Consider the following 22,449-nt stretch of genomic DNA (forward strand, 5'->3'; position numbering starts at 1 on the left):
CTAGCGTGGATGTGACGGTCATCGGACTCGACGACACCGACTCCCGGCGACTCGGGATGTGTACGACCTACGTCGCTGCCAGGCTCGCAGAGCGCCTCGCTGCGGAAGGTCACGTCGAGCGGACGCTATTGGTACGTCTGAACCCCGCGGTCGAACACAAGACGCGGGGGAACGCTGCGCTCGCAGTCCACTGCGACGTGGCGCCCGAGCGGGCGCTCGACCTCGGCGAGCAGGCGCTGGAGCGGGCCGTCACCGAGGATGACCAGACCAACCCCGGACTGGTCGTCGCAGACTGTCTGCCGGAGGAGGTCCCGGCGACAGTGAGCCGCTTTGCCGCCGACGCGGTACAGGAGAAACACGACCGCGACACCGCCAAACGGGTTGCCGACGAGGCCGGATTTGCGGTCGCTTCGGCGGGCAACGGCCGCGGCGTCATCGGGGCGCTTGCGGCCGTCGGCGCGTGGCGAGCCTTCGAGGAGTGGACCTACGAGTGTATCTCGTACCGGGAGCGTGAACGATGGGGGACTGACCGCGAGGTTGACTACGATTCGTTGCTCGCGGCCGCCGATTCGGGGTATCCGACGGTCTGGGACACCGTCGACCGCGAGGAGGGTGAGGCGGTCTGTGTTCCCAGGACGCCCTGTCCGATTCTCCACGGCATCCGCGGCGACGACCCGGACGCGGTCAGAGACGTGGCCGACGCCATCGAGAGCGAGCCGGTCGACCGGCGGCAGGTATTTCTCACCAACCAGGGAACCGACGTCCACCTTCAGGACGGAACGCCGGCGACTGTCTCTGATGGGCGGGCCTACCGGCTGACCGCCGAGGTCCTCACCGCACCGGAGACACAGGAAGGCGGGCACGTCTTCTTTTCCGTCGACAGCGACGGCGAGAGCCTCGACGTGGCAGCCTTCGAGCCGACCAAGCGGTTTCGTGACCACGTTCGCAAGCTCCGAGTGGGCGACCGACTCACCGTCTGTGGCGAGGTGAGCGACGGAACGCTCAAGCTCGAAAAGCTCGCGGTCCGAGACCTAGTCGAAACCGAACTGGTCACGCCGGACTGTCCCGACTGTGGTAACTCGATGAAATCGGCCGGCCGGAACGCCGGCTACCGCTGTCGTGACTGCTCGACCAGTGCTGAGGGAAAGGTGTCGCGCCCACTCGACCGGGCGCTCGACCGCGGCTGGTACGAGGTGCCGCCGTGTGCGCGCCGCCACATCGCCAAACCGCTCGTTCGCGGTGGGTTCGACGCACCGACACACCCCGAGCGATAGGCGACCGCGTTTCCGGAGGTTCAAGTTCGTCCCGGTCGTCGACCCGGCAAATGCGCGTCAGCCACTACTTCGAGTGGGAGTCACAGATCACAGGTGGGCACGCGCAGTCCGTGCAAAACCAGCGGACGGTCCTCGACCGGAAAGGCATCGAGTACACGACAGAGCCGACCCTCGACGCTGACGTTCTCCATCTCAACAACATGGGGCCACGCTCCGTGTACTACGCAAAGCGGGCCCAGCGCGCCGACGTGCCGGTCGTCGTCCACGGCCACCAGACTGCCGAAGACCTCAAAGAGAGCTTCCGGTTTTTCACCGCCCTCTCGAAGCCGGCACGCCCGTATCTCTCGTATGCGTACTCGCTTGCCGACCATATCGTCTGTCCCACCGAACACAACCGACGGGTTCTCGAAACGTACACCGACGCGCCGAAAACCGTCATCAGCAACGGGTTCGACCCCGGGAAAATCGACGGCCACGACGACGACGCACTCCGGCAAGAGTATCTCGACCGGTACGACCTCGACCCACCGGTTGTCTTCATGGTTGGCCACGTCATCGAACGGAAGGGACTACGCTCGTTCGTCGAGACGGCCCGCCGGATGCCAGATGTCGACTTCGCGTGGTTTGGCTACCTCAACCCCGGCGGCGGCACCGTCGACCGCCTGCTGCGCAGTCGAACGACGACGAAACTCGTCAACGCCGCCCCCGAGAACTGTACCTTCACCGGCTACGTCGACGACATCGCCGGGGCCTTTGCCGCGGGCGACGTGTTCTTCTGGCCGTCGAAAAACGAGAACGAGGGGATGGCACTGCTGGAGGCGATGGCCGCCGGCAAACCCCCTGTCATCCGCGATATCGAGACCTACGGGTGGCTGGACGACGAGACTCACTGTCTGAAAGCCGACGAGGAGTTCGTCGACCCGCTTCGGCGGCTGGTCGAGAACCCAACGGAGCGTGACCGCTTCGGCGACGTCGCCGCCGAGAAGTCTGCGGAGTTCACTATCGACGCTATCGCCGACGACATCGAGACACTGTACGGCCGTATCACCGCATAGGTCGATACCCGCCCCGAACGTGTTGTGACAACTGTTTTGTAACTCTGTCTGAAAAGACCGGCAATGCTCGCACAGTTCCGATACGACGCGACTGTCCTCGGGCCGACGTTACGCAGTAACTTCGCCACGCGGCTGGAGGCCACGCGGACAAACGTCGGGCGCGACTACGTCCAGCGCACCAACTTCTCAGTCGCGACGGCAGATATCGAGCAATTCGAGACGACACTCGATTGGGACTCTACTGTGACGGCGTTCAGCAAGCGCTACGAGGGTCCCGAACGGCTAATCTATCATGTCGAGTACCAGCGGGAGATTTTAGAGACTCTCGGCTATCTTGCTGCACTCGACTGCGGCGGCGAGTTCCTGCATGCACACACCGAGTCATCCGAGTGGGTCGTCCGGATGCTGTTCCCGAACAGACAGGCGTTCGGCGAGTTCGTCGACCAGTGTCACGACTACGGACTCGAACTCGATATCGACCGAATTACCGACGCAGACTTCACGCCGGACGCCCCGGAGTACGGACTCACGGAGACACAGCGCGAGACGCTGTTGACCGCGTATGCGATGGGATACTTCTCTGTCCCACAGGAAACGACACTCGAAGCGGTCAGTGACGAGCTTGGTGTGTCTGTCTCTGCAGTCTCTGGTCGGCTCCACCGTGGCCTGACCCAACTCATCGGTAACGCTTTGGACGCCCCGAAGTAGCGTCGTCCTGATACCGTATGACTGACCGCCTTCGCCAGGGGACTTGAATACGTGAAATGTTTCGGGTCAAGCCTCAACCGGGTCCGTCTGTTGTAACAAGATATGTCCGATACGACGGTACACGTTGAACACGTCGAGGCGTTTCTCGAATCGTTTGGCGACGTATCACCGGTCTTCCAGCGGAAGGCATCGAATCACTTCGAGGAACACGGCATCGACCCCTACGGCGACCAGGAGTGGGTCAGCCAGGCGTCGGTCAGGAGCGCAGTCGCCGCGCTGGCAGAGGACGCTGGCTCGGCGACGATGTACGAAGCCGGCAAATCAGTCGGTGGAAATATTCCGACGGAGGCCAGCGAGGCACCCGCGCGTCTCCAGACTCTCAACGAAACGCACAAGTCAGCGTTCCGAGACCCGCGAGAGTCGTTACCCGCCGGCGAGTTTCAGTGGTCTGAGACCGGCGGCTCACTCCGAGTGAGCGCGACACAAAATTGGCCGTACGGCGACTCGTTCCCACACGGAAGCGAGTTCACGAGCGGGATACTAAGCGCCGTCCTGAGCACTACCACCTCCTCGGAGATTACTGAAATCAGTGCGGACAGCCGCGAAGCAATCGCGTTCGAGGTCGAGCTGTAGCCGTTTTTCGGGGACCGGTGGAAACCCAAAAGAGGTAACTGTTCTGGTGTCCCCACACCTGGTAATGGAGCTAGGGCTGGTCGTCCTGTGGATGGCTGTCTTCCTGTTGCTCGGGTTCGCCGCCCTCCCCGTTGCGGCGTGGCTGTTGCCAGAGACGGAGTACGTCGGCTTCGCGATACCGATTGCGCTCGCGGTCGTCGGCGTCGTTGGCCATCTGGTCGGCCAGGTCGCCTTCGGCTGGCCGGCGTTACTCGCAGGACTCGCGGTGTTGCTCGCTCTCTCTGTGGCAACTGCGGGCCGGACTGATGTCGACCTCGACACCGACCGACTGGCCGAGTACGGGCTGGTGTTCGTCGCCGCCTTCTCGCTTATCGTCGTCATCCGCGGTGTCGACCCGTCTGCGGCACCCTTGCCGGTCGCTATCGGCGAGAAGTTTCTCGATTTCGGTCTGTTGAACACGCTCGAACGGTCTGGCTCGCTCCCGCCGGAGTCGATGTGGTTCGCCGACGAGCCGGTCAAATACTACTACGGCGGCCACCTCGTCGTGTCGCTGCTGTCGACGCTCACCGGGACGAGCACCGTCTACGCCTACAACCTCGGGCTGGCTGGTGTCTACGCGACGCTGCTGGTGGCCGCCTACGCTCTGGCGGCCTCTATCGTCCGACCGTACGATGTCTCACGGTGGGCCGCGGGGGCACTGGGAGCGTTTTTCGTCGGAGTCGCGAGCAACCTCGAAACGGCTGTTCGGCTGGCCGCGTGGCTGCTCCCCGACGGCATAGCGGAGTCACTCGTCTCCTGGGCCGGGATGGACGCCGGGGTTACGGCCTGGTCGCCGGCCGATTTCTCGTACTGGGACGCCAGCCGTGTCATCCCCGTCGAGCCAGGGAACCCAGACAGCGGATTCGCCGCTGCGACGGAGTTCCCGTTGTTTGCTTGGCTCAACGGCGACCTACACGCGCACATGATGAGCCAGCCGTTCATGTTACTCGCCGCTGGCCTGCTCCTCGCGGTCTGGCGCTCACCGGCCGACCACCGCCGGCTCCTGCTGTTTGGCTTTCTCCCGCCGCTGGTCGGCCTCATCGGGTTCATCAATCTGTGGTCGCTACCGACCGCGCTGGGGCTCACGGCGCTCACAGTTTTTTTCGTACCGGATGGCCCTGGCTGGCTGCTTCCAGCCCGGCTTCGGCCGCCCGCCTCTGAACGTCGCGGCCGCGACGAGATGGAGCGGTTCGTGGGTGCAGCGCTTTCGACTGCCGTGGTCGCGCTCGGCGCGATTGTCTGGACGCTCCCGTTCTGGACGACCGTCATCCTCGGAAGTCCCGACCAGTCTGTCGGCTACTGGGACCAGTGGACGCCGCTTGGTCCGCTTGTCGTCGTTCTCGGTGGCTTCTTGGCTGCTATCGGCGTCTACGTCGCTCGTGCACTCCACGAACAAGACGAGCGCGCCCACCCCGGAGTTGTGCTAGCGGCCGGCGTGTTCGTCGTTGGGACAGCGACTGTACTCGGCGTCGCGGCCGTCGGCGTTGCGGTCCCGTTGATTCTTTCGGGCTGGTGGCTGTTGCGCCGAGAGGCTGTCGGCTTCGAGACGGTGTTGGTCGTCGCCGGGGCCGGACTGGTGTTACTCGTCGAACTGGTCACAATCGAGGGCGAGCGCTTCAACGTCATCTTCAAGCCGTACGTCCACGTCTGGCTGTTTTGGGCGATTGGGGCCGCAGTCGCGCTTTCTCGGCTGGCTGCCGGGTGGCCCACGACCGACAGCGTTGTGACCACGCGCCGGCGGCAGGCCGGGACCGCCCTCGTGGTCGCGCTCGTTCTTCTAACGGTTCCATACGCCGGGTTCGCGCTCCAGAACCACGTCGACGCCGGCACACCGACGACCGACGAGGTGGGGGCGACACTCGACGCGACAGCGTACCTAGAGGTTCGGTTCCCCGGGGAAGCGGGGGCGATTCGCTGGCTCGACACGAGGGACGGACAGCCGACGATTCTCACGACCGCCCCGGCGGGCTACACCTGGGACAGTCAGGAGGGTGACGGTGCTGCTGCCCCCGCGAGCCTGACGGGGCTCCCGACCGTCGCCGGCTGGTCCCACGAGGCACAGTATCGCGGCGACGAGCCGTACAACAGGCGCGTTGAAGACGTTCACGCGATGTACGGGGGTGACGCCGGGACACAGCGGCGGCTGCTCGGTGAATACGATGTCGAATACATCTACGTCGGCCCGGCCGAGCGAAACTCACCGTATTTCGAGGTGAGCGTCGACACCCTCGACGCCGTGACTCCCGTCAGAACTGTGGGGCGCGTAACGATATACGAAGTCGACCAGTCCGCACTCGCTGGGTAGATTCAGGCGCGGGCCTGGAGAACGTCGATTTCACTCTCGTCGACAGCTTCGACGTCTAGATGCATCGGAATGTAGCTACGTCGCTCGTAGTCCTCGCGCTCGTCTTCGGAGCCGACAGTACACCACAACTGCGGGTCTGATGGGCCGTGGAAATCCCCCTGTCGGTTGATGCCGAAACAGACGAATTCGTCGCCGTCGTACTCGATGACGGCACCCTTCCGGATACCGGGGTCGCCGCGAATGATGAGTTTCTGCATACCGGTTGGTTCGACTGAGCGCGTCTTAATCACTTCGGAGCGACCTCGCTGACCGGACGAGACTCCTGCTCTCTTTGGGACGCTGACAGGACACACTTCGGGGTCTATTAGTATCTGCTCGGTGCAAGGGCACACAATGAGCTACCGGACACTCGACGACCTCGACGATGGACAACGGGTACTCGCCCGATTCGACCTGAACTCGCCGGTCTCGGTCGGCGTCGTCGAGGACAACCGCCGGTTCGCCCGGCATGCACGGACTGTCAGGGAACTCGTCGACGCTGGCCACCGCGTTGCCCTGCTCGCTCACCAGGGACGGCCGGGGCGTGACACGTTCGTCACGCTCGAACAACACGCCGACATTCTCGCCGAGTACCTCGACCACCCCGTCGAGTACGTCCCCGATACGTACGGGCAGACGGCGCTTGACGCCATCGAGCATCTCGACGCTAGCGACGTCATCTTGCTCGAAAACGTCCGGATGACCGACGACGAACTCCCAGAGCGCGACCCCGAGGAACATTCTCGGAGCGACCTCGTCCAGACCCTCGCCCCCGAGTTCGACGCCTACGTCGGCGACGCGTACTCGGCGGCACACCGCAGACACGCCTCGATTGTCGGCTTCCCGCTGGTGATGGACGCCTACGCGGGACGGGTCATGGCTGCCGAGTACGAGGCTAACTCGGCAATCGCCACCCGCGAGTTCGACGGCGAGGTGACGATGGTCGCCGGCGGGACGAAAGCGACCGACGTTATCGAGGTCATGACCACGCTCCGAGACAAGGTCGACAACTTCCTGCTCGGCGGGGTCGTCGGAGAACTCTTCTTGCGAGCAGTGGGGTACGATGTCGGCCGGGATATCGACGAGAACGACCTCTACGAGAGCCAGTGGCTGGCCAACCGCGAGAAGATTGCAGACCTCATCGAGAACCACCCGAGCGACTTGGTTTACCCGACGGACCTCGCCTACGCCGATGGGGCCGACGAGCGCGCCGAGGTAACCGTCGCAGAGGTCAAAAACAAAGACCACGACTATCTCGACGTTGGGTCAGACACCGCAGAGCAGTACGCCGACATCGCCGCCAACTCGGAGGCAGTCTTTGTCAAGGGTGCGCTTGGTATGTTCGAAGACGAGCGGTTCAGCGACGGAACCACCCGCGTCCTCGACGCAATCGCACAGGGTGATTGTTTCTCGGTCGTCGGTGGTGGCGACACGTCCCGAGCCATCGAGATGTACGGTATGGACGAAGCAGACTTCTCACACGTGTCGATTGCGGGGGGTGCCTACATCAACGCACTCACCGGCCAACCGCTTCCCGGAGTCGAGGTTCTCAAAGACGACGGCGAGTGGTAATCAGTTGTTTGTGAGGCTATCGTCGGCGAGCACGTCTGCCTGGATGTCGGTATCGATATCGAGTTGTTTCACGAGGTCGACGAGGTCGTGAATCTGTGGGAACGTGTAAACGGTGAGGTCGACGTCGGTGCTGGAGGCGAGAATCTCCGAGTCCAGCACAAAAACGAGGTCTTCGTCGGGCCAGCCGCCCATCTTCTCGATAATCTTGCTGGTCGGGCCGTAGGTGAACGTGGGAGTTCCCATCCCGATTGTCGTATCGAGGACATTCGCCCAGCCGTCGATGTATCCAGAGGTCATGATGTTGCCGATTTCCTGGATAGCAGACCGCTCCATGTCGGTAAAGCCCTGTGAGTCGCCTTCACCGCCGCCGGGAATCATCGACTGAGCGAGTTGCTTGCTGTCTTCGGGGTCGAGAACGAACAGGACGTACCCGTTCGGCGGGTCGGTCAACTCGACGAAGATGCCGACCTGTTTCGTGTCACCGAGATGTGTCTTGACGTCCTCCATGTGGAGAAAATTGATTTTCGCGACCTCGATTTCCGCGTCCAGTCCGGCCATCTGGTTGAGGCTGCTGGCGACCTGCCGGGACCCCTCCTTGGAGATTTTGTTGAAGACCTCCAATTTCCGGACATCAACCTTCATACTGCTCATGTGTCTCGTCTATGCGGCCCGGCCCTCCTAAAGACTCGGGTCTACGAATCGACGCCTTCGCGCGTCTTGACCGCCATCCCGGTCTCGAAGGCGAGCATCCCCTCCCCCGAAAGCTCTGCCCGTCCGACACCGAGCAGTCGTCCGTCTTCGTGTACGACGAGTACCTCGTCGCGCGGTCGGATTGCCTCGTCTGCGCGCACGACGAACTTGGCGAAGACGTTACGGCCCTCTCTGACGAACGGCTCGCTCTCGTCGTCGACGACGACTCGATACGACGACGCCGGTAGGCCGCTGTCGAGGCGCTGGCCGCCTGCGATGCCTAACCTGAAGCGCCCGTCGCGCTCGTAGGTCGCGATGCGCCCGCTGTCGGCGTGAATCTGGCGGGGCCGTCCCGAACTCGTCCGCGTCAGCTCGAGTGACTCCTCCTGTGGAAACAACGCCTCGCCTGCCTCAGGGCCGAACTGGTACCGGGCGACCGTTCTGAGGTCGTCGATAGCTGCTGTCATCTATACCTGTTGTCTCGTCTCCTCGCTTTCGGCGTTTTCGATTGCCTGTCCAAGGATGTACGGCGTCACGACGGCATCCACGGCCGCAATTGCGACCATGAGGCCGGTAAGAAGCGTGTCATCGACAACCAAGACAGCGACGACCACAATTGTCAGAGAACTCATTAGCCCAAGCATCACTCGGACGTTTGGGTTTGCAAGCGGGTTTTCTTCAGGGTCCATATCGAGTAATGACAATCGTACGGAATAAAAATAGCTGTGTTGTCTCGTCGGTTTCGGGGTATCGCTCTGGCCCCGCTGTCGCTGTGTAGCTGGCGAAACCGAATCCAAAGACAGTTTTATATACAGTCCTCATCTCCCGCTATGTCCGTCGCTCACACGCTCAAATCGAGTGCACGCGACCGTCCGGTGGCGGTGACTGTGGCGGTGACGGTACTGGGGTACGGGCTCGTCATCGGAACCTTTCTGGGTATCATCGACTTCTACCCGGACCTCTCGAAAGGGACCGTCGACTTGCTGACTCACCTCATCGCAATTATCAATACCGGTGCTCTAGCCGCGCTCGTGGCTGGTGTCTACTTCATCTCCCAGCGCGAGATTACGAAACACGCGACCTCGATGCTGATAGCGTTCTCGCTCATCCTGCTGTTTCTGGTCGTCTACGTCTTCCGCGTGGGTGGGGGTGAAACCAAGGCTATCGTCGCACCGGACCTAGTGACGACCGTCTACCGGGCGATGCTCGCGATTCACATCCTCCTCTCTATCGTTTCGGTTCCGGTGGTCGTGTACGCTGTCGTCTTGGGGTTGACGCGGACCCCGGCAGAACTGGCGGAGTCCCTCAAGTCGACGGTCGGCCGTCTCGCCGCCAGCGCGTGGATTCTCAGCCTCGCACTCGGCATCATCACCTACTTCATGCTGAATCACGTTTACGACTCCGAGCCGCTGAATTCGGTGGTCTTTCTCGGCGCTGTCGGGCTTCGACCGGCCCTTAGCGACGGTCTCGCGTCGCTGTTCGACGACTGAGACCGGCAGCACGTTCACATTAGTCGCGCCATTTCACCAGCCCGTAGAGGTACCCAACCCCGACGAGCCCGGTCAGCACGAACAACATGACAAACTGGAGTAACTTCGATACCGTGGGACCGCGGGCTAGTGACCCGAGGCGTGACGGGACGGTATCGAACAACAACTCGCCGAGAAACTCCGTTTCCTTGTCCGTCGAGTCCTCGGTGACAATCGTCTCCATCGCTCGCTTGGAGTACCCCTGCCAGAACGCCCGTTCGAGCAGCCAGCGTAACTCTGTCCGATACGCGAAGACTTTGTGGCCAACCTCCGCGTCGGCGTTGTAGACGACGCCGCGGCCGTACTCCTCGCGCATACGGGCACAGAACTCCGTTTCGTGGGCCTGCAAGTTCGCTTCGCCCTGCCGGCCGACCTGTGTCTCGAATCCGCCGAGTTCGTCGAGGACCCACGTTCGAAACGAGATATTCGAGCCGAAGGTGTTCCGCACTTCTTCGCCGTCCTCTGCGAATCCCGGTCGATTGACACCGACCAGCCAGTAGAACTCCGCCGGTAGGAAGCTCGGCTTGCCTGCTACCCAACGCGGCGTCATCCGGCCGCCGGCGGCGATTGCATCCGTCGATTCGTAGACCGTGACGAGCTCTTCGACCCACCGCTCGTCTGCGACGGCGTCGTCGTCGATGAGCGCGACCACGTCGCCGGTGACGTACTCTAAGGCGTTGTTGCGACTCCCCGAGAGTCCGACGTTCTCGTCGTTACAGTGTGTCGTTACGTTCGAGACGTGGCCGTAGTCCTCGACGACGCGATCATAGAGCGTCTCGTTCCCGTCGACGACGAGAATCAGTTCGATATCGTCGTAGGTCTGTGTTCGGATGCTCTCGACGGCTTCACAGAAGTGGTCGTACACGTCGGCGGAGTAGGTGCAGATGACGACCGAGACCTTCATCACTCGCTCTTTTCCCGGTTTCCCGATAAATATTGTGAAGCGCGACACCGCCGTTATTAGTCTGTGACGAACTCGACGCCGGTCACCTCGAAGCGAGCGCCCCCATCGGCGCTCTCGGTGACTGCAATCTCCCAGCCGTGTGCCACGACGACTTGCTTGACGATACCGAGGCCGAACCCCGTCCCCTCATCAGAGGTCGAGTAGCCGGTCTCGAACACCGTCTTCCGGTCGGATTCCTCGATACCAGCGCCGTCGTCGGCGATATAGAAGCCACGACCCTCCAGGATTCCGACGGAGACAGTCACGTCGTCGCCGCCATGTTCGACTGCGTTTCGGACGAGATTTTCGAGCAACTGCTGGAGACGGTTCCTGTCTGCCTGGATGCGAGCGGTGTCGACGGTATCGATGGTGGCCGCCGCGGTATCGACGGTCCGCCAGCATCGCTCGACGAGCTCGCCGAGGGCGACCGGCTCCATCTCGCCGATGTGCTCTCCCTGGCGCGCCATCGTGAGCAGGTCCTCGATGAGGACGTCCATCCGCTCGTGTGCCTGCGCGACTGCGTCGAGGTGGCCGCTGTCGCACTCGTCTTGTGCCAGTTCGAGTTGGAGGCCGGCCACGTTCAGCGGGTTCCGAAGGTCGTGACTGATGACGCTGGCGAACTCGTCGAGCTGGTCGTTTTGCCGTGCCAGCTCGTCTCGGCGGTCCTGCAGCTTGGTCTTTTGCTGTTGGTCCTGCAGGGCAGTTTCGGCTGCCGTCGCAAGAATGCGAGCGAGGAATTCGTCGGTTTCGTCGAAGACTCCCGGGGTCGTATCACCGACCGCAATTGTCCCGAACTCGCCTATTGGAAGGTGCATGAGGCTTCGTACTCCGGTGTCCTGGTCGACGGCGTATTTGAGCTCCTCGATGTCGTCGTAGACCCGAACCTCACCGGCCTCGAAGGCCACCCAGTTTAGGTTCCGTCCCTCTGGAGTGAACACTGTCCGTTCTGGCAGTATCTCCGGGACAATCGCGCTCATCGCCGTCGGAACCAGCCCGCCGGCCTGTTCGTCGTAGAGCCGGACAGAGACAATCGAGAAGTCGAGAACGTTTTCGGCAGCGTCGACGACGTGCTCGGCAATTTCCTGTTCCGAGTCGGCCCGGACGAGCTTCCGGGTCGCCTCGTGCAGCATTTCGAGCCGACGCTGACGCGTTCGTAGGGTCTGCTCGCGCTCGACGCGGTCGAGGGCCACTTCGAGGTAGTTCGCCAGCACTTCGACGAGTCTGTTGTCTGTCTCGCTGAATGCGTCTTTCTCGGGCGAAGAGACGACGAACAGCCCGCGGTCGCCGAGCGGATGCAAAATCGCGCTCTCGGCCGGGCTCGCCTCTGTCAGGCGGTCGGATGCGGGAAGTGAATCGATGCAGACAGACTCGCCGTTGTCGACGACCTCCCACGCGAGTGCGTCGGTCGACCCCGGTGAGGCGTCCCGCTCAAAAACCGGGAGACTGTCGAACAGTTCTGGAACCGTGGCCGCCGACGCAACTGGCTCCAGGCGGGTTTCCGCGTCGTTCGCGAGGTTGACGCCGCTGAGTGGCGCCCCGATGATGTTGTCTGCCGCAGTGACAGCACAGTTTGCCGTCTCCTCAACAGTCTCGGTGTACATCAACTCTCGGGTCCGTTCGCGCAGCTGCTCTAGCTTGCGCTGGGCGTCGTAGCGGTCGACCGCATTTGCGATTCGATTGGCGAGGACAGTATACTGCTCGGGGCCGCTCTCTTTCTGGAGGTAGTCTGTCACCCCCGCGGAAATCGCTTCGCTGGCGATTGTCTCGCTTCCTTTCCCGGTGAACAGGATGAACGGGATGTCCGGATACTCCGCTCTGACCGTTTTGAGAAACTCGATACCGTCCTCACCAGGCATGTCGTAGTCGGAGACCACACAGTCGTACTCCTGTTCGTGCAGGCGCGCTCTCCCGTCCGCCGTGCTCGTTGCCGTATCGACGACGAACCGCTCGTCGGCTTCTCCAGCAGAGAGACCGTCAACTCCCTGAAGCTGGCGTTGTCGTCGACGTGAAGAACAGAGATGGTGCCGGCGGCGGACTGGGCCATTTGGTATTTGTTCAGGTACTACATATAAAAATCTTCGACGTAGTCGGAGCGGGAACTGTCCGGCAACGCTCTGTGATGGGGGCGATGCCAATTCTCATTTCCAACCCGATAACCGGTGGATGACAGGCGTCGAAAGTTCATACAATCTATAGATTGGTTATGCTGGTGTGAAGATTTCCTTTCGACTTCGACAATATTAATACGCTATCACGGCAATTCATTGTTGATGAGCAAGTCCAATCAAGACTGGTGGCCGAATCGGCTGAGTCTGGAGATTCTCGACCAGAACGCCGAGCAGGTCGACCCGATGGGCGAGGAGTTCGATTACGCAGAGGCTTTCGAGAGTCTCGACCTCGACGAAGTGAAAGCCGACATCGAGGAGGTGCTCACCACGCCAAAGGACTGGTGGCCGGCGGATTACGGCCACTACGGACCGTTTATGATTCGGATGGCCTGGCACAGCGCGGGCACCTACCGCGCAAGCGACGGCCGTGGCGGCGCTGCAGGGGGCCGACAGCGGTTTGCGCCGATTAACAGCTGGCCGGACAACGCGAATCTCGACAAGGCCCGGCGGCTGCTCTGGCCGGTCAAACAGAAATACGGGGAGAACCTCTCGTGGGCCGACCTGATGATTCTGGCGGGCAACGTCGCAATCGAGTCGATGGGATTCCAGACGTTTGGCTTCGCCGGTGGGCGCGAGGACGCGTTCAAACACGACAAGGCCGTCGACTGGGGTCCGGAAGACGAGTTCGAGACCCAGGAACGGTTCGAAGAGCCCGGTGAGATTCAGGACGGACTCGGCGCGTCGGTGATGGGCCTCATCTACGTAAACCCCGAGGGACCGGACGGCAACCCCGACCCGATGGCATCGGCGAAGAACATCCGCCAGACGTTCTCCCGCATGGCGATGAACGACAAGCAGACGGCGGCACTCATCGCTGGCGGCCACACCTTCGGAAAGGTACACGGTTCCGACGACCCCGAGAAGGCCCACGGTCCCGAGCCGGAAGCGGCTCCCATCGAGAACATGGGGCTTGGCTGGCAGACCGAAGACGACGTCAAAGGCGGCGAGATGATTACCAGCGGCATCGAGGGTCCCTGGACGCAGTCTCCGACCGAGTGGGACATGGGCTATATCAACAACCTGCTCGACTACGAGTGGGAGCCCGAGAAAGGCCCCGGCGGCGCCTGGCAGTGGGCCCCGAAAAACGAGGAACTCGAAGGGACTGTCCCCGACGCACAGGACCCAGACGAGCGCGTGACGCCGATGATGCTCACGACGGACATCGCGCTCAAACGAGACCCCGACTACCGGGAGATAATGGAGACCTTCCAGGAGAACCCGATGGAGTTCGGCATCGCCTTCGCGAAGGCCTGGTACAAACTGACCCACCGAGACATGGGGCCGCCCGAGCGGTTCCTCGGCCCGGAAGTGCCCGACGAGACGATGGTCTGGCAGGACCCGATTCCAGACGTCGAACACGACCTCGTCGGCGAGGACGATCTCGCCGACCTCAAAGCCGAGATTCGCGAGGCGGAGCCGTCGGTCTCACAGCTGGCAAAGACCGCGTGGGCCTCGGCCTCGACCTATCGCGACAGCGACAAGCGCGGCGGCGCAAACGGTGCCCGCATCCGGCTCGAACCCCAGACAAACTGGGAAGTGAACGAGCCCGACCAGTTAGCGACGGTACTCGACACCCTGAGTGAGATTCAAGCCGAGTTCAACGAGAGCCGCGACGACGACGTTCGCGTCTCGCTTGCAGACCTCATCGTTCTCGGCGGCAACGTCGCCGTCGAGCAGGCGGCCGCCGAAGCCGGCTACGACGTCGAGGTACCCTTCGAGCCGGGGCGTGCGGACGCGACACCCGAGCAGACCGATGTCGACTCCTTCGAGGCACTCAAGCCGAAAGTCGACGGCTTCCGTAACTACATCCGCGACGACGTCGAGAAGCCCGCCGAGAAGCTGCTGGTCGACGACGCCGAACTGCTGAACCTGACGCCACAGGAGATGACGGTACTCGTCGGCGGCATGCGCGCGCTGGGTGCGACTTACCAAGATACCCACCTCGGTGTCTTCACCGACCAGCCGGGCACGCTGACGAACGACTTCTTCCAGAACCTCCTTTCCATGGAGACCGAATGGGAGCAGTCCGAGTCCTCCGACCACATCTACGAGGGCTACGACCGCGAGACGGGCGAGTTCAAATGGGAGGGGACCCGCCTCGACCTCATCTTCGGGTCGAACGCCCGCCTCCGTGCCATCTCCGAGGTCTACGCGGCCGAAGACGGCGAGGAGAAACTCGTCGAGGACTTCGTCGAGGCGTGGCACAAAGTGATGACGCTCGACCGCTTCGACCTGGAATAACGACACCCGGCGGTCGGAGACCTGTCGTACGCGGCCGTTTTCTGTTCGGAAAGACTAACCGAACCTGCGTCGTAGCGATGGTATGCAGATACTCGTGTTAGGCGCGACTGGGTTCGTCGGTCAGTCGCTCGTCCCCGCACTGCTGGAAGCGGGCCACGAGGTCCGGGCGCTCTCTCGGAACCGAGAACGCGCAACCGCGATGCTCGACTCTCGCGTCGAGGTAGTCGAGGGTGACGTTCTCGACGCACCGACTCTCGACGGTGCCTTCGAGGGAATCGACCTGGCGTATTACCTGGTCCACTCGATGAGTGCCGGTGACCAGTACGAACAACGCGATAGACGCGGTGCCGACAACGTGGCCGCGGCAGCGAGCGAGGCCGACGTCGACCGCCTCGTCTATCTCGGCGGACTCGGCGAGACCGGCAACGACCTCTCGACACACCTCGCCTCCCGCCGTGAGGTCGAGCGTCGACTCGCGGAAGGGGCCTACGAGCTAACGACGTTCCGGGCCGCGATTATCGTCGGTGCCGGTAGCGAAAGCTTCGAGATGGTCCGCCAGATGGTCAAGCGGATTCCGGTCATGATTACGCCGACCTGGGTCCGGACGCCGGCACAGCCGATCGCTATCAGTGACGTGGTCGCCTACCTGTCTAAAGCCGCAACAGAGCCCGAGACGGCCGGAATGACACTCGAAATCGGCGGCCCGGAGGTCATCTCTTACGAGGAGATGATGCGCCGGACGGCCGCGGTGATGGGTCGCCGGCTGTACGTCTTCCCGGTTCCCTTTCTCACGCCGAAAATCTCGGTCTACTGGATTGACCTCGTCACCGATACGCCGCCCAGTATCTCGCATCCGTTGATAGAGGGACTCAAGAATCCGGTTGTGGTGACCGACGAGACGGCACAGGAACGTTTCGACGTGGAGTTGACACCCTTCGACGAGGCGGTCGAAACCGCAGTAACGAGCGCGCGGTCGACATGAGCGACGACCGCGCACTCGGCGAGGCTGAGTGGGTCTACGAGAGTATCGTCCGCAGCGTCCCGGGAATCAACACCTCCCGAAGCGTGGCGCTCGTGGCGCAGTTACTCGGCTTCGAGGCCGCGATTCTCGTCCTCGCTATCTGGTACGACCTCCCGCAGGCTGCCGTCGCTGGGACAGTCGCTGTCTTGGTCTCTGTTGCGGGCAGTGCGTTCATGCTCGGGCTCTCACGGGTCATCCGCCGCGAAGACGCTCCGCCTGCCTACCGGCAGCTACTCTTTGGCTCTCATATCGAAATCGTCCTGGGGCTTATGGCGTTTTTCGCACTGGTGGTCTACGTCTTCGTCCACGACCCCCGGCAGGGTGGTGAGTCGCTGCTCACTGCCGTTCTCGGGGACCGGCCCCCAGCCGCGTTTACGTTCCTGCTTCTCGTGGTCAGCTGGGACGTTATGTACCGAATTGGCGTGGGATGGTGGGCGAGTCTCGTCGGACTGTGGCGGACCTACTGCTACGGTGACGACCTGCCATACGAGACGTGTACCAGGCTGCGTCGACTCGACGCCGCAACGATTGGCTTTGCTGCGTTCCAACTCATCTTTCTGCCCCTGCTCGTCGGACACCCGCTGCTCCAGGCCGCGGTCGTCGGGCACGCGGTCGCGGTGGCGGCCGTCTCTGGGCTGTCGGTGCTGCTTCTCCGGTAGTACGGGGGTGTTCTCGACTCGCACTGGCTCTGTGACGACCTTGCCGGTTTCAGCCGGGATAGACACGCTTTTGAGCCGCGATGGCATTCACGTGTGTATGCCTGCGCTCGACGGCAGCACGGAGGTGTATCGATGACGACCGACCTCACCGAAATTACGGTTATCGGAGGGGACAAGACTGGGCTGATTGCTCGTGTCACCACACTGCTGTTCGAGCGCGGAATCAACATCGAGGACCTCGACCAGGCGGTCCGTGACGGCCTGTTCCGGATGTCGATGCGAGTCGACACCGAGGAGATGACTTGCGACCCGGACGAACTCCGGAGCGCGCTGCTCGAGTTGGGCCGTGAACTGGGCGTCGACATCCAGGTCCGGTTTCCGAGTGACCGCGAGACCCAGCGGATTGCGGTCTGTGTCACCAAGGAGTCCCACTGTCTGGAGGGGCTCATGGAGGCCGCAGATGGCGGCGACCTCGATGTCGAAATCGCTGCTGTCATCAGCAACCGCGGAACGCTCCGGCATCTGGTCGAACCGACCGATATCCCCTTCTACGATATCGGCGACGGCAAAGGCTCGCCCGACGAGGACCGCATGCTCGACATCTTGGCCGAACACGATATCGACCTGATCGTACTGGCGCGGTATATGCGCATCCTCGGTCCGAAAATCGTCTTCCGGTACGAGGACCGTATCATCAATATCCACCCGAGCCTGCTCCCCGCGTTCCCGGGGGCGGCCGCTTACCGCCAGGCAAAAGAAGAGGGTGTCCGCATCGGCGGCGTCACCGCACACTACGTGACCACCGACCTCGACCAGGGGCCGATTATCACCCAGCGCGCGTTCGACATTCCGGACGACGCCGCGATCGACGATATCAAGGCGCGCGGCCAGCCGCTCGAAGTCGAGGCGCTGCTGGAAGCCGTCGACCTTCATACGGACGACGCGGTCGCCGTCCACCGCGGGCGGACGAGTCTCCGTGACGGGGCCGACTCCGGGGAGTACCAGCTCGGATTACCCGAGACTGCCCAAGAAGAGAACCCGACACAGCCGGTCGACGCCGCGCTTGACCGCGGTGACGCGCCAAACGCTGCCGACGACTAGAGGGTCGAAGCGGCGTGTCAGTACCGCGAGACAAACCTGCAGACAGCACTAAGAGACGGGTGCCGAGTCACTTTCCGGGTGCAACCTGTGGGTTTTGTCTGCAAGACGACTGTGCCCTCGTCTGTCGCTGTGTGACGAGTCTGGCGACGTGGCCGTACAGACGCTCACCGACTCTGACGCCGACGACACCAGCTACCGCTCCCATCACGAGGGCTGGTGCAGTCATGACCGCGACCAGCACCGGGAACACCAGTATCGTCCCGAGGAATCCCTCGACCGTCCAGTTCTCGCGGTACTCGTGGTGCCGTTTCGATCCCGTGGCCGAATGTGGTGTCTGTCTCATCGTATCTATCCCAATGGTCTATCTCCACATAAGTGTAATCAGAATTAAGCTTCTGTAACAAGCGTTACTGAAAACCTCTTCTGTCCTGCTGGGCAACAACACTAAGCTAAGGAGTCCTCTGAGGCGTCTTTCGTTGCGGGTGGCTCTATGTGTGCAAGGCCATCAGGACGCCCGATGCCCCCACACGATGGAGTTCGAACTGTTCGGGTCTGGCACAATAGAAGTGGGCTCGGAGGGATTTGAACCCCCGATCGGCTGATATCTCCGGTATCGTGTGCCTCGGTACCCCAGAGGGTCATCAGCGCGGGTGGTGATCAGCCGCCCGCTCAGTATATCAGGGGTATCGTCACCGAGCACGTTAGCCTCTGGAGTCAGCCGCCTTCCCGGACTAGGCCACGAGCCCTCAGACATTGGTTGGGCGATTCTACCTAAATGGATTTCGATTGCTGGTCGCAGGAGCGGCCGAAAGCGACCGCAACAACCTCGTTTCAGTCGCCTTCTTCCCGTTCGCTCCAGTCACACTCTTGGCACTTCCAGCCCGTGACAAACGAGAGTGCTGAGGGCATGTAGCCGACTTCTAGCACGTCACCGCCACAGTCCGGGCAGTCTCGGTCGGCGTCCGCTATCGGTTCGGCCTCGATGACCTCGGAGTCTTCGATGAGTTCGGCCAGGCGCTTTGGCGTGACCATCCGCCCCTGGACGACGCGGTTCGTTCCCATACCCCTGCTGTGGTACTCGGTGCCCCTAAGCGTTCGTGTTTCCGTGGCTCAGCCACCGTCTCGTATAAACAAGTTTCCACGGATTTCAGCCGGGTTCGGGACACATTTGAGTTATACGCCACAGTAAACCGTCGTCTAAGCTGACAACCAACGAGTTCACAGAGCCAAGCCGACGCGACTTTCTCACGAGCGCACAGCCGTGGGTGCCGCCGCTACCGGGTCGACCGACCGCTATCCGAGTGCCTCCCGTTTCACCGGCGTCGTCGCTATCGCGTACTCGCTGGTCTTGTGTGACTGACCCATAGTGATTATTGCGGTCTTTTCGGTGACCACCTCACAGGACGGGTCGTCTCACATCGTGGAAATGCGTCTGTGGCTGTCACGGCGTAACGACTCACAATAATCGCTATCAGAGCCAGGGCGGGCGGTCCTGTCCCGGACGGAGACCGGTCGTCGACTCGGTCGCGTCGGTGTCGTCGTCGGGCGGACCGCCACCGTCTGAGATGGGCGTCGGGCCAGCAACGTCGGCAGATTCGTCCTCGGACAACGAGACATCGAACGCGGCCTCGGCGTGCTCGCTGGTGTCCCCACCCGGATCGAAGGCGAGCAGCGCGGTCATCCCCAACACGAGCAGAGCGACCGGTGCTTCGGATGGAAGCATCCCGGCGATAGAGACCGCCAACACACCGAGTGCGACCGCGCTCCCGAAGCGGAACCGGTCGAGTTCGACCACTTCCTGGAGCCATGGCCGGGCCGCCGCAAGGACGACCCCGAATCCGACACCCACACCTGCGGCGGCCATCGCGCGGGCGACCAGTCCCAGGTCGGCCTGAATCGTCAGCGTCGCCTCACTCGGCGAGACCGTTGCGAGAAAGCCAAGCCCGATGATGAGCGCGGGGCTCGGAAGATACTCGGCAATCTTGGCACTCGCGGTCGACGCCGCCACGGCGAGAATGACCAGCGCGGCAAACCGCTCGAAGACGGCCATATCGATTGCACTCTCGATAGTTGGAGCCAGTGCGGCCTGTAGCCCCGCAACAGGGACGACGACGACACCGATAGCGAGGACAGTCCCGACGGACCTGCGGGGAGTTCTGTCCATCTCGGCGAGAATCACGGCGACCATTGCGCTCCCGCCGAAGACGAGGAATCCGACCTCGAGAATGCCGACGAGACTGTCGAGCGCGCCGCCGAGGACGAGCGTGACGAAGACGCCGTCGACCAGTGGGAGACACAACACGACTGCGAGCAGTCGGGTGGAATCGCTCACCCACCGCTCGACGGAAAGGGCACGCGGATGCTGTGAGTTGCTCATGCGGTGTTAGTGCTGTGGCCGGTCACCCGTTGGCCGTGGGTACTCGCGCTCGGGGCGATGGTGCCTGTGTGAGAACAGATGACTGCTCTGTTGGGTGCCAGCTTTGGCACCGTCAGAGCGGGCAGCCCACGTCCACGGATTGGCGAGACAGCGTGTCCGCATTGCGAAGAGTCCCATCACTCGCGCGATATTCATGTCACCGGAACCGATGACCATCTCACGAGCGCTACTCTCGGCGGCAGGGACTCCGTACGCCATATCTATTATTTCGAGGCGGGAAGTAATAGCCTTGTGTGAGGTGCGTGGACACACCGCTATTTTACCGTCTCTCGCCCTGTGTGTGGCAGTCACGCGGCCGGTCCAATCTCGCAATCCTTTTTAGATGGTACGCTAGACGGTTTACATGGCGAACGATATCGACCCCTTCTCGGAGAAACTGCAGGTACCGGAGGCGCTGACATTCGACGACGTACTGCTCAAGCCAAAGCGCAGCGCCGTCGAACCTGACGAGGCAGAGACGGAGACGCAGGTCTCAGCGAACGTTTCGCTGACGGTTCCGATTCTCTCCGCGGCGATGGACACCGTCACCGAGAGTGGCATGGCAATTTCGATGGCTCGACACGGTGGGCTGGGTGTCCTCCACCGAAACATGAACCTCGACCAGATGGTCGAGGAAATCGAGCGGGTCAAAAGCGCAGACGAACTCATCATTCCGCTCGAAGACGTCGTCACGGTCGACCCCGAGACGAGTGTGCGAGAAGCGGACAACCTGATGGCTCGTGAGGGTGTCGGCGGTGCGCCGGTCATCAACACCAACGGCGAGGTGCTCGGCATCATCTCCTCGACGGACGTGCGTCCACACCTCGAAGTCGACGAGAACGACCCCGTCAAGAAGGCGATGACCGACGAGGTCATCACCGCGCCCCAGGACATCGACGCCCGCGAGGCCTTCGACCTGATGTACGAGCACAAAATCGAGCGCGTTCCCGTCGTCGACGACGAGAACCTGCTCGTCGGCCTGGTGACGATGCAGGGCATCCTCCAGCGCCGAGAGTTCGACCAGGCCGTCCGCGACGAGGACGGACAGCTTCGGACGGGCGTCGCGGTCGGCCCCTTCGAACTCGAACGCGCGGCTGCCGCCGACGAGGCCGGGGCCGATATCGTGTTCATCGACTGTGCACACGCACACAACGGCAACGTCATCGAGAGCGCCCGAGAGATCAAAGCGACCGTCGAGGCCGACGTCGTCGTCGGCAACATCGGCACCCGGGAGGCCGCAAAGGACGTCGTCGACTTCGCCGACGGCGTGAAAGTCGGCATCGGCCCGGGCTCTATCTGTACCACCCGAGTCGTGACGGGCGCGGGGATGCCCCAGATTACCGCCATCGCACAGGTCGCCGACGTGGCGAGCAAACACGACGTGCCGGTCATCGCCGACGGCGGCATCCGCTACTCCGGCGACGCCATCAAGGCCATCGCCGCCGGTGCCGACGCGGTGATGCTCGGTTCGTATTTCGCCGGGACCGACGAAGCCCCCGGTCGCGTCATCACGATGAACGGCAAGAAGTACAAACAGTACCGCGGAATGGGCAGCGTCGGCGCGATGCAATCTGGCGGCGGCGAGCGCTATCTCAAAGACACCGACGAAGACGACGACTACGTCCCCGAGGGCGTCGAGGCCGCGACCCCCTACAAGGGAACGCTCGAATCCGAACTCCAGCAGCTCGTCGGCGGCATGCAGTCGGGCATGGGCTATGTCGGTGCCCAGTCGATTCCCGAGTTCAAGGAACGCGCGGAGTTCGTCCGCGTCTCTGCGGCCGGCCAACAGGAGAGTCACCCACACGACGTTGTCATCACCGACGAAGCGCCGAACTACAGTCCCGACAGCTAGAGCCCTTTTCCTTCCGTCTCACAGGCTGGCGAGCAGTATCCCGCCTCGGCGGCGTTCGCGCCCGCCATAGATTTAAACGCTGTACCACACTCGTTGCAGGTGTACGTGTCAAGCGAGGCCATACACGCGAGTATTCGGCACGATTCAGTAAAGTAGTTTTCTTGCGGATGGCGTTTGGCTCAGTGTCGCTCGGTACGTACAATC

The 22,449-nt window shown here is 62.4% G+C and carries 23 protein-coding genes and 1 tRNA gene; 12 read left to right on the plus strand and 12 right to left on the minus strand.

Annotated features, from left to right (window positions below):
* The first annotated feature begins 11 nt into the window (after nt 1-11).
* The 5 genes from BLR34_RS01225 (at nt 12) to BLR34_RS01245 (ending at nt 6,014) form a co-directional block, all read left to right on the plus strand.
* Complete coding sequence (locus BLR34_RS01225; RefSeq protein WP_092698604.1) at nt 12-1,274, plus strand: tRNA(Ile)(2)-agmatinylcytidine synthase; 1,263 nt, start codon at nt 12-14, stop codon at nt 1,272-1,274.
* 50 nt (nt 1,275-1,324) lie between these two features.
* Nucleotides 1,325-2,329, plus strand: coding sequence for a glycosyltransferase family 4 protein (locus tag BLR34_RS01230; RefSeq protein ID WP_092698606.1), 1,005 nt, complete (start codon nt 1,325-1,327; stop codon nt 2,327-2,329).
* A gap of 63 nt (nt 2,330-2,392) precedes the next feature.
* Nucleotides 2,393-3,037, plus strand: a complete 645-nt coding sequence (locus tag BLR34_RS01235; RefSeq protein ID WP_092698608.1) for a helix-turn-helix domain-containing protein — start codon at nt 2,393-2,395, stop codon at nt 3,035-3,037.
* Nucleotides 3,038-3,139: 102 nt separating this feature from the next.
* Entirely contained in the window at nt 3,140-3,670 is a 531-nt protein-coding gene (locus tag BLR34_RS01240; protein ID WP_092698610.1) for a hypothetical protein, read from the plus strand.
* 64 nt (nt 3,671-3,734) lie between these two features.
* A complete protein-coding gene (locus BLR34_RS01245) occupies nt 3,735-6,014 on the plus strand; it encodes a DUF2298 domain-containing protein (protein WP_092698612.1) in 2,280 nt (759 codons plus the stop codon).
* 2 nt (nt 6,015-6,016) lie between these two features.
* Here BLR34_RS01245 and BLR34_RS01250 read toward each other — a convergent pair whose 3' ends face one another.
* Entirely contained in the window at nt 6,017-6,271 is a 255-nt protein-coding gene (locus BLR34_RS01250) for an HAH_0734 family protein (protein WP_092698614.1), read from the minus strand.
* 136 nt (nt 6,272-6,407) lie between these two features.
* Between BLR34_RS01250 and BLR34_RS01255 the strand changes: the two genes are divergently transcribed.
* Entirely contained in the window at nt 6,408-7,625 is a 1,218-nt protein-coding gene (locus BLR34_RS01255; RefSeq protein ID WP_092698616.1) for a phosphoglycerate kinase, read from the plus strand.
* Here the strand turns inward: BLR34_RS01255 and BLR34_RS01260 are convergent, their stop codons facing one another.
* From BLR34_RS01260 to BLR34_RS01270, 3 genes are read right to left on the minus strand one after another with little or no spacing between them, the layout of a single operon-like run.
* Nucleotides 7,626-8,276, minus strand: coding sequence for a chemotaxis protein CheC (locus BLR34_RS01260; RefSeq protein ID WP_092698618.1), 651 nt, complete (start codon nt 8,274-8,276; stop codon nt 7,626-7,628).
* A gap of 41 nt (nt 8,277-8,317) precedes the next feature.
* Nucleotides 8,318-8,782, minus strand: coding sequence for a PUA domain-containing protein (locus BLR34_RS01265; protein ID WP_092698620.1), 465 nt, complete (start codon nt 8,780-8,782; stop codon nt 8,318-8,320).
* Complete coding sequence (locus tag BLR34_RS01270; RefSeq protein ID WP_092698622.1) at nt 8,783-9,004, minus strand: hypothetical protein; 222 nt, start codon at nt 9,002-9,004, stop codon at nt 8,783-8,785.
* Between the two features lie 141 nt (nt 9,005-9,145).
* Here BLR34_RS01270 and BLR34_RS01275 point away from each other — a divergent pair, with 141 nt between their 5' ends.
* Nucleotides 9,146-9,805 carry a DUF420 domain-containing protein gene (locus BLR34_RS01275; protein ID WP_092698624.1) on the plus strand — a complete coding sequence of 220 codons (660 nt, stop codon included), beginning with the start codon at nt 9,146-9,148 and terminating at the stop codon, nt 9,803-9,805.
* A 19-nt stretch (nt 9,806-9,824) separates the two neighbouring features.
* Here BLR34_RS01275 and aglG read toward each other — a convergent pair whose 3' ends face one another.
* Together aglG and BLR34_RS01285 are read right to left on the minus strand one after the other, a co-directional pair.
* Entirely contained in the window at nt 9,825-10,748 is a 924-nt protein-coding gene (aglG, locus tag BLR34_RS01280; protein WP_092698626.1) for a glucosyl-dolichyl phosphate glucuronosyltransferase, read from the minus strand.
* Between the two features lie 56 nt (nt 10,749-10,804).
* Nucleotides 10,805-12,922, minus strand: a complete 2,118-nt coding sequence (locus BLR34_RS01285; protein WP_218120824.1) for a receiver/sensor box histidine kinase — start codon at nt 12,920-12,922, stop codon at nt 10,805-10,807.
* A gap of 135 nt (nt 12,923-13,057) precedes the next feature.
* Between BLR34_RS01285 and katG the strand changes: the two genes are divergently transcribed.
* From katG to BLR34_RS01305, 4 genes are all read left to right on the plus strand, one after another.
* Nucleotides 13,058-15,196, plus strand: a complete 2,139-nt coding sequence (katG, locus tag BLR34_RS01290) for a catalase/peroxidase HPI (RefSeq protein WP_092698628.1) — start codon at nt 13,058-13,060, stop codon at nt 15,194-15,196.
* Nucleotides 15,197-15,278: 82 nt separating this feature from the next.
* Nucleotides 15,279-16,178, plus strand: a complete 900-nt coding sequence (locus BLR34_RS01295) for an NAD(P)H-binding protein (RefSeq protein WP_092698630.1) — start codon at nt 15,279-15,281, stop codon at nt 16,176-16,178.
* Nucleotides 16,175-16,876, plus strand: coding sequence for a DUF7530 family protein (locus BLR34_RS01300; protein ID WP_092698632.1), 702 nt, complete (start codon nt 16,175-16,177; stop codon nt 16,874-16,876). The genes BLR34_RS01295 and BLR34_RS01300 overlap by 4 nt, the downstream gene beginning before the upstream one ends.
* Nucleotides 16,877-17,008: 132 nt before the next feature.
* On the plus strand, nt 17,009-17,977 hold the full coding sequence (locus BLR34_RS01305) for a formyltetrahydrofolate deformylase (RefSeq protein WP_092698634.1): 969 nt from the start codon (nt 17,009-17,011) through the stop codon (nt 17,975-17,977).
* Nucleotides 17,978-18,044: 67 nt separating this feature from the next.
* Here BLR34_RS01305 and BLR34_RS01310 read toward each other — a convergent pair whose 3' ends face one another.
* The 5 genes from BLR34_RS01310 to BLR34_RS16575 all read right to left on the minus strand — a co-directional run bounded on the left by BLR34_RS01310 (nt 18,045) and on the right by BLR34_RS16575 (nt 20,612).
* Nucleotides 18,045-18,320 (minus strand): hypothetical protein, encoded by a 276-nt coding sequence (locus BLR34_RS01310; RefSeq protein ID WP_092698636.1) that lies wholly within the window; start codon nt 18,318-18,320, stop codon nt 18,045-18,047.
* Between the two features lie 224 nt (nt 18,321-18,544).
* Nucleotides 18,545-18,723 (minus strand) — tRNA-Trp (locus tag BLR34_RS16805).
* Nucleotides 18,724-18,808: 85 nt separating this feature from the next.
* Entirely contained in the window at nt 18,809-19,039 is a 231-nt protein-coding gene (locus BLR34_RS01315; protein ID WP_092698638.1) for a DUF5795 family protein, read from the minus strand.
* Nucleotides 19,040-19,448: 409 nt separating this feature from the next.
* A complete protein-coding gene (locus BLR34_RS01320; RefSeq protein ID WP_092698640.1) occupies nt 19,449-20,354 on the minus strand; it encodes a DUF5794 domain-containing protein in 906 nt (301 codons plus the stop codon).
* A gap of 6 nt (nt 20,355-20,360) precedes the next feature.
* Complete coding sequence (locus BLR34_RS16575) at nt 20,361-20,612, minus strand: hypothetical protein (protein ID WP_143414098.1); 252 nt, start codon at nt 20,610-20,612, stop codon at nt 20,361-20,363.
* 145 nt (nt 20,613-20,757) lie between these two features.
* On the opposite strand from BLR34_RS16575, the gene guaB reads away from it, so the two are divergent.
* Nucleotides 20,758-22,245 (plus strand): IMP dehydrogenase, encoded by a 1,488-nt coding sequence (guaB, locus tag BLR34_RS01325; RefSeq protein ID WP_092698642.1) that lies wholly within the window; start codon nt 20,758-20,760, stop codon nt 22,243-22,245.
* Here the strand turns inward: guaB and BLR34_RS17470 are convergent.
* Nucleotides 22,242-22,367 carry a hypothetical protein gene (locus BLR34_RS17470; protein ID WP_281240896.1) on the minus strand — a complete coding sequence of 42 codons (126 nt, stop codon included), beginning with the start codon at nt 22,365-22,367 and terminating at the stop codon, nt 22,242-22,244. The two genes, guaB and BLR34_RS17470, sit on opposite strands and share 4 nt — an antisense overlap.
* Nucleotides 22,368-22,449: the final 82 nt, after the last annotated feature.

It is taken from the genome of Halovenus aranensis (assembly GCF_900100385.1).
Classification (GTDB): Archaea; Halobacteriota; Halobacteria; order Halobacteriales; family Haloarculaceae; genus Halovenus; species Halovenus aranensis.

What these genes read in the sequence shown, in the direction of transcription:
- BLR34_RS01250 (WP_092698614.1), bottom strand. Translation starts at nt 6,271, where the DNA reads ATGCAGAAACTCATCATTCGCGGCGACCCCGGTATCCGGAAGGGTGCC.
- katG (WP_092698628.1), top strand. Translation starts at nt 13,058, where the DNA reads ATGAGCAAGTCCAATCAAGACTGGTGGCCGAATCGGCTGAGTCTGGAG.
- BLR34_RS01270 (WP_092698622.1), bottom strand. Translation starts at nt 9,004, where the DNA reads ATGGACCCTGAAGAAAACCCGCTTGCAAACCCAAACGTCCGAGTGATG.
- BLR34_RS01245 (WP_092698612.1), top strand. Translation starts at nt 3,735, where the DNA reads ATGGAGCTAGGGCTGGTCGTCCTGTGGATGGCTGTCTTCCTGTTGCTC.
- BLR34_RS01320 (WP_092698640.1), bottom strand. Translation starts at nt 20,354, where the DNA reads ATGAGCAACTCACAGCATCCGCGTGCCCTTTCCGTCGAGCGGTGGGTG.
- BLR34_RS01295 (WP_092698630.1), top strand. Translation starts at nt 15,279, where the DNA reads ATGCAGATACTCGTGTTAGGCGCGACTGGGTTCGTCGGTCAGTCGCTC.
- BLR34_RS01305 (WP_092698634.1), top strand. Translation starts at nt 17,009, where the DNA reads ATGACGACCGACCTCACCGAAATTACGGTTATCGGAGGGGACAAGACT.
- BLR34_RS01260 (WP_092698618.1), bottom strand. Translation starts at nt 8,276, where the DNA reads ATGAGCAGTATGAAGGTTGATGTCCGGAAATTGGAGGTCTTCAACAAA.
- BLR34_RS01235 (WP_092698608.1), top strand. Translation starts at nt 2,393, where the DNA reads ATGCTCGCACAGTTCCGATACGACGCGACTGTCCTCGGGCCGACGTTA.
- BLR34_RS01255 (WP_092698616.1), top strand. Translation starts at nt 6,408, where the DNA reads ATGAGCTACCGGACACTCGACGACCTCGACGATGGACAACGGGTACTC.
- BLR34_RS17470 (WP_281240896.1), bottom strand. Translation starts at nt 22,367, where the DNA reads ATGGCCTCGCTTGACACGTACACCTGCAACGAGTGTGGTACAGCGTTT.
- aglG (WP_092698626.1), bottom strand. Translation starts at nt 10,748, where the DNA reads ATGAAGGTCTCGGTCGTCATCTGCACCTACTCCGCCGACGTGTACGAC.
- BLR34_RS01230 (WP_092698606.1), top strand. Translation starts at nt 1,325, where the DNA reads ATGCGCGTCAGCCACTACTTCGAGTGGGAGTCACAGATCACAGGTGGG.
- BLR34_RS01240 (WP_092698610.1), top strand. Translation starts at nt 3,140, where the DNA reads ATGTCCGATACGACGGTACACGTTGAACACGTCGAGGCGTTTCTCGAA.
- BLR34_RS01300 (WP_092698632.1), top strand. Translation starts at nt 16,175, where the DNA reads ATGAGCGACGACCGCGCACTCGGCGAGGCTGAGTGGGTCTACGAGAGT.
- BLR34_RS01315 (WP_092698638.1), bottom strand. Translation starts at nt 19,039, where the DNA reads ATGGGAACGAACCGCGTCGTCCAGGGGCGGATGGTCACGCCAAAGCGC.
- BLR34_RS01275 (WP_092698624.1), top strand. Translation starts at nt 9,146, where the DNA reads ATGTCCGTCGCTCACACGCTCAAATCGAGTGCACGCGACCGTCCGGTG.
- guaB (WP_092698642.1), top strand. Translation starts at nt 20,758, where the DNA reads ATGGCGAACGATATCGACCCCTTCTCGGAGAAACTGCAGGTACCGGAG.
- BLR34_RS01310 (WP_092698636.1), bottom strand. Translation starts at nt 18,320, where the DNA reads ATGAGACAGACACCACATTCGGCCACGGGATCGAAACGGCACCACGAG.
- BLR34_RS16575 (WP_143414098.1), bottom strand. Translation starts at nt 20,612, where the DNA reads ATGGCGTACGGAGTCCCTGCCGCCGAGAGTAGCGCTCGTGAGATGGTC.
- BLR34_RS01265 (WP_092698620.1), bottom strand. Translation starts at nt 8,782, where the DNA reads ATGACAGCAGCTATCGACGACCTCAGAACGGTCGCCCGGTACCAGTTC.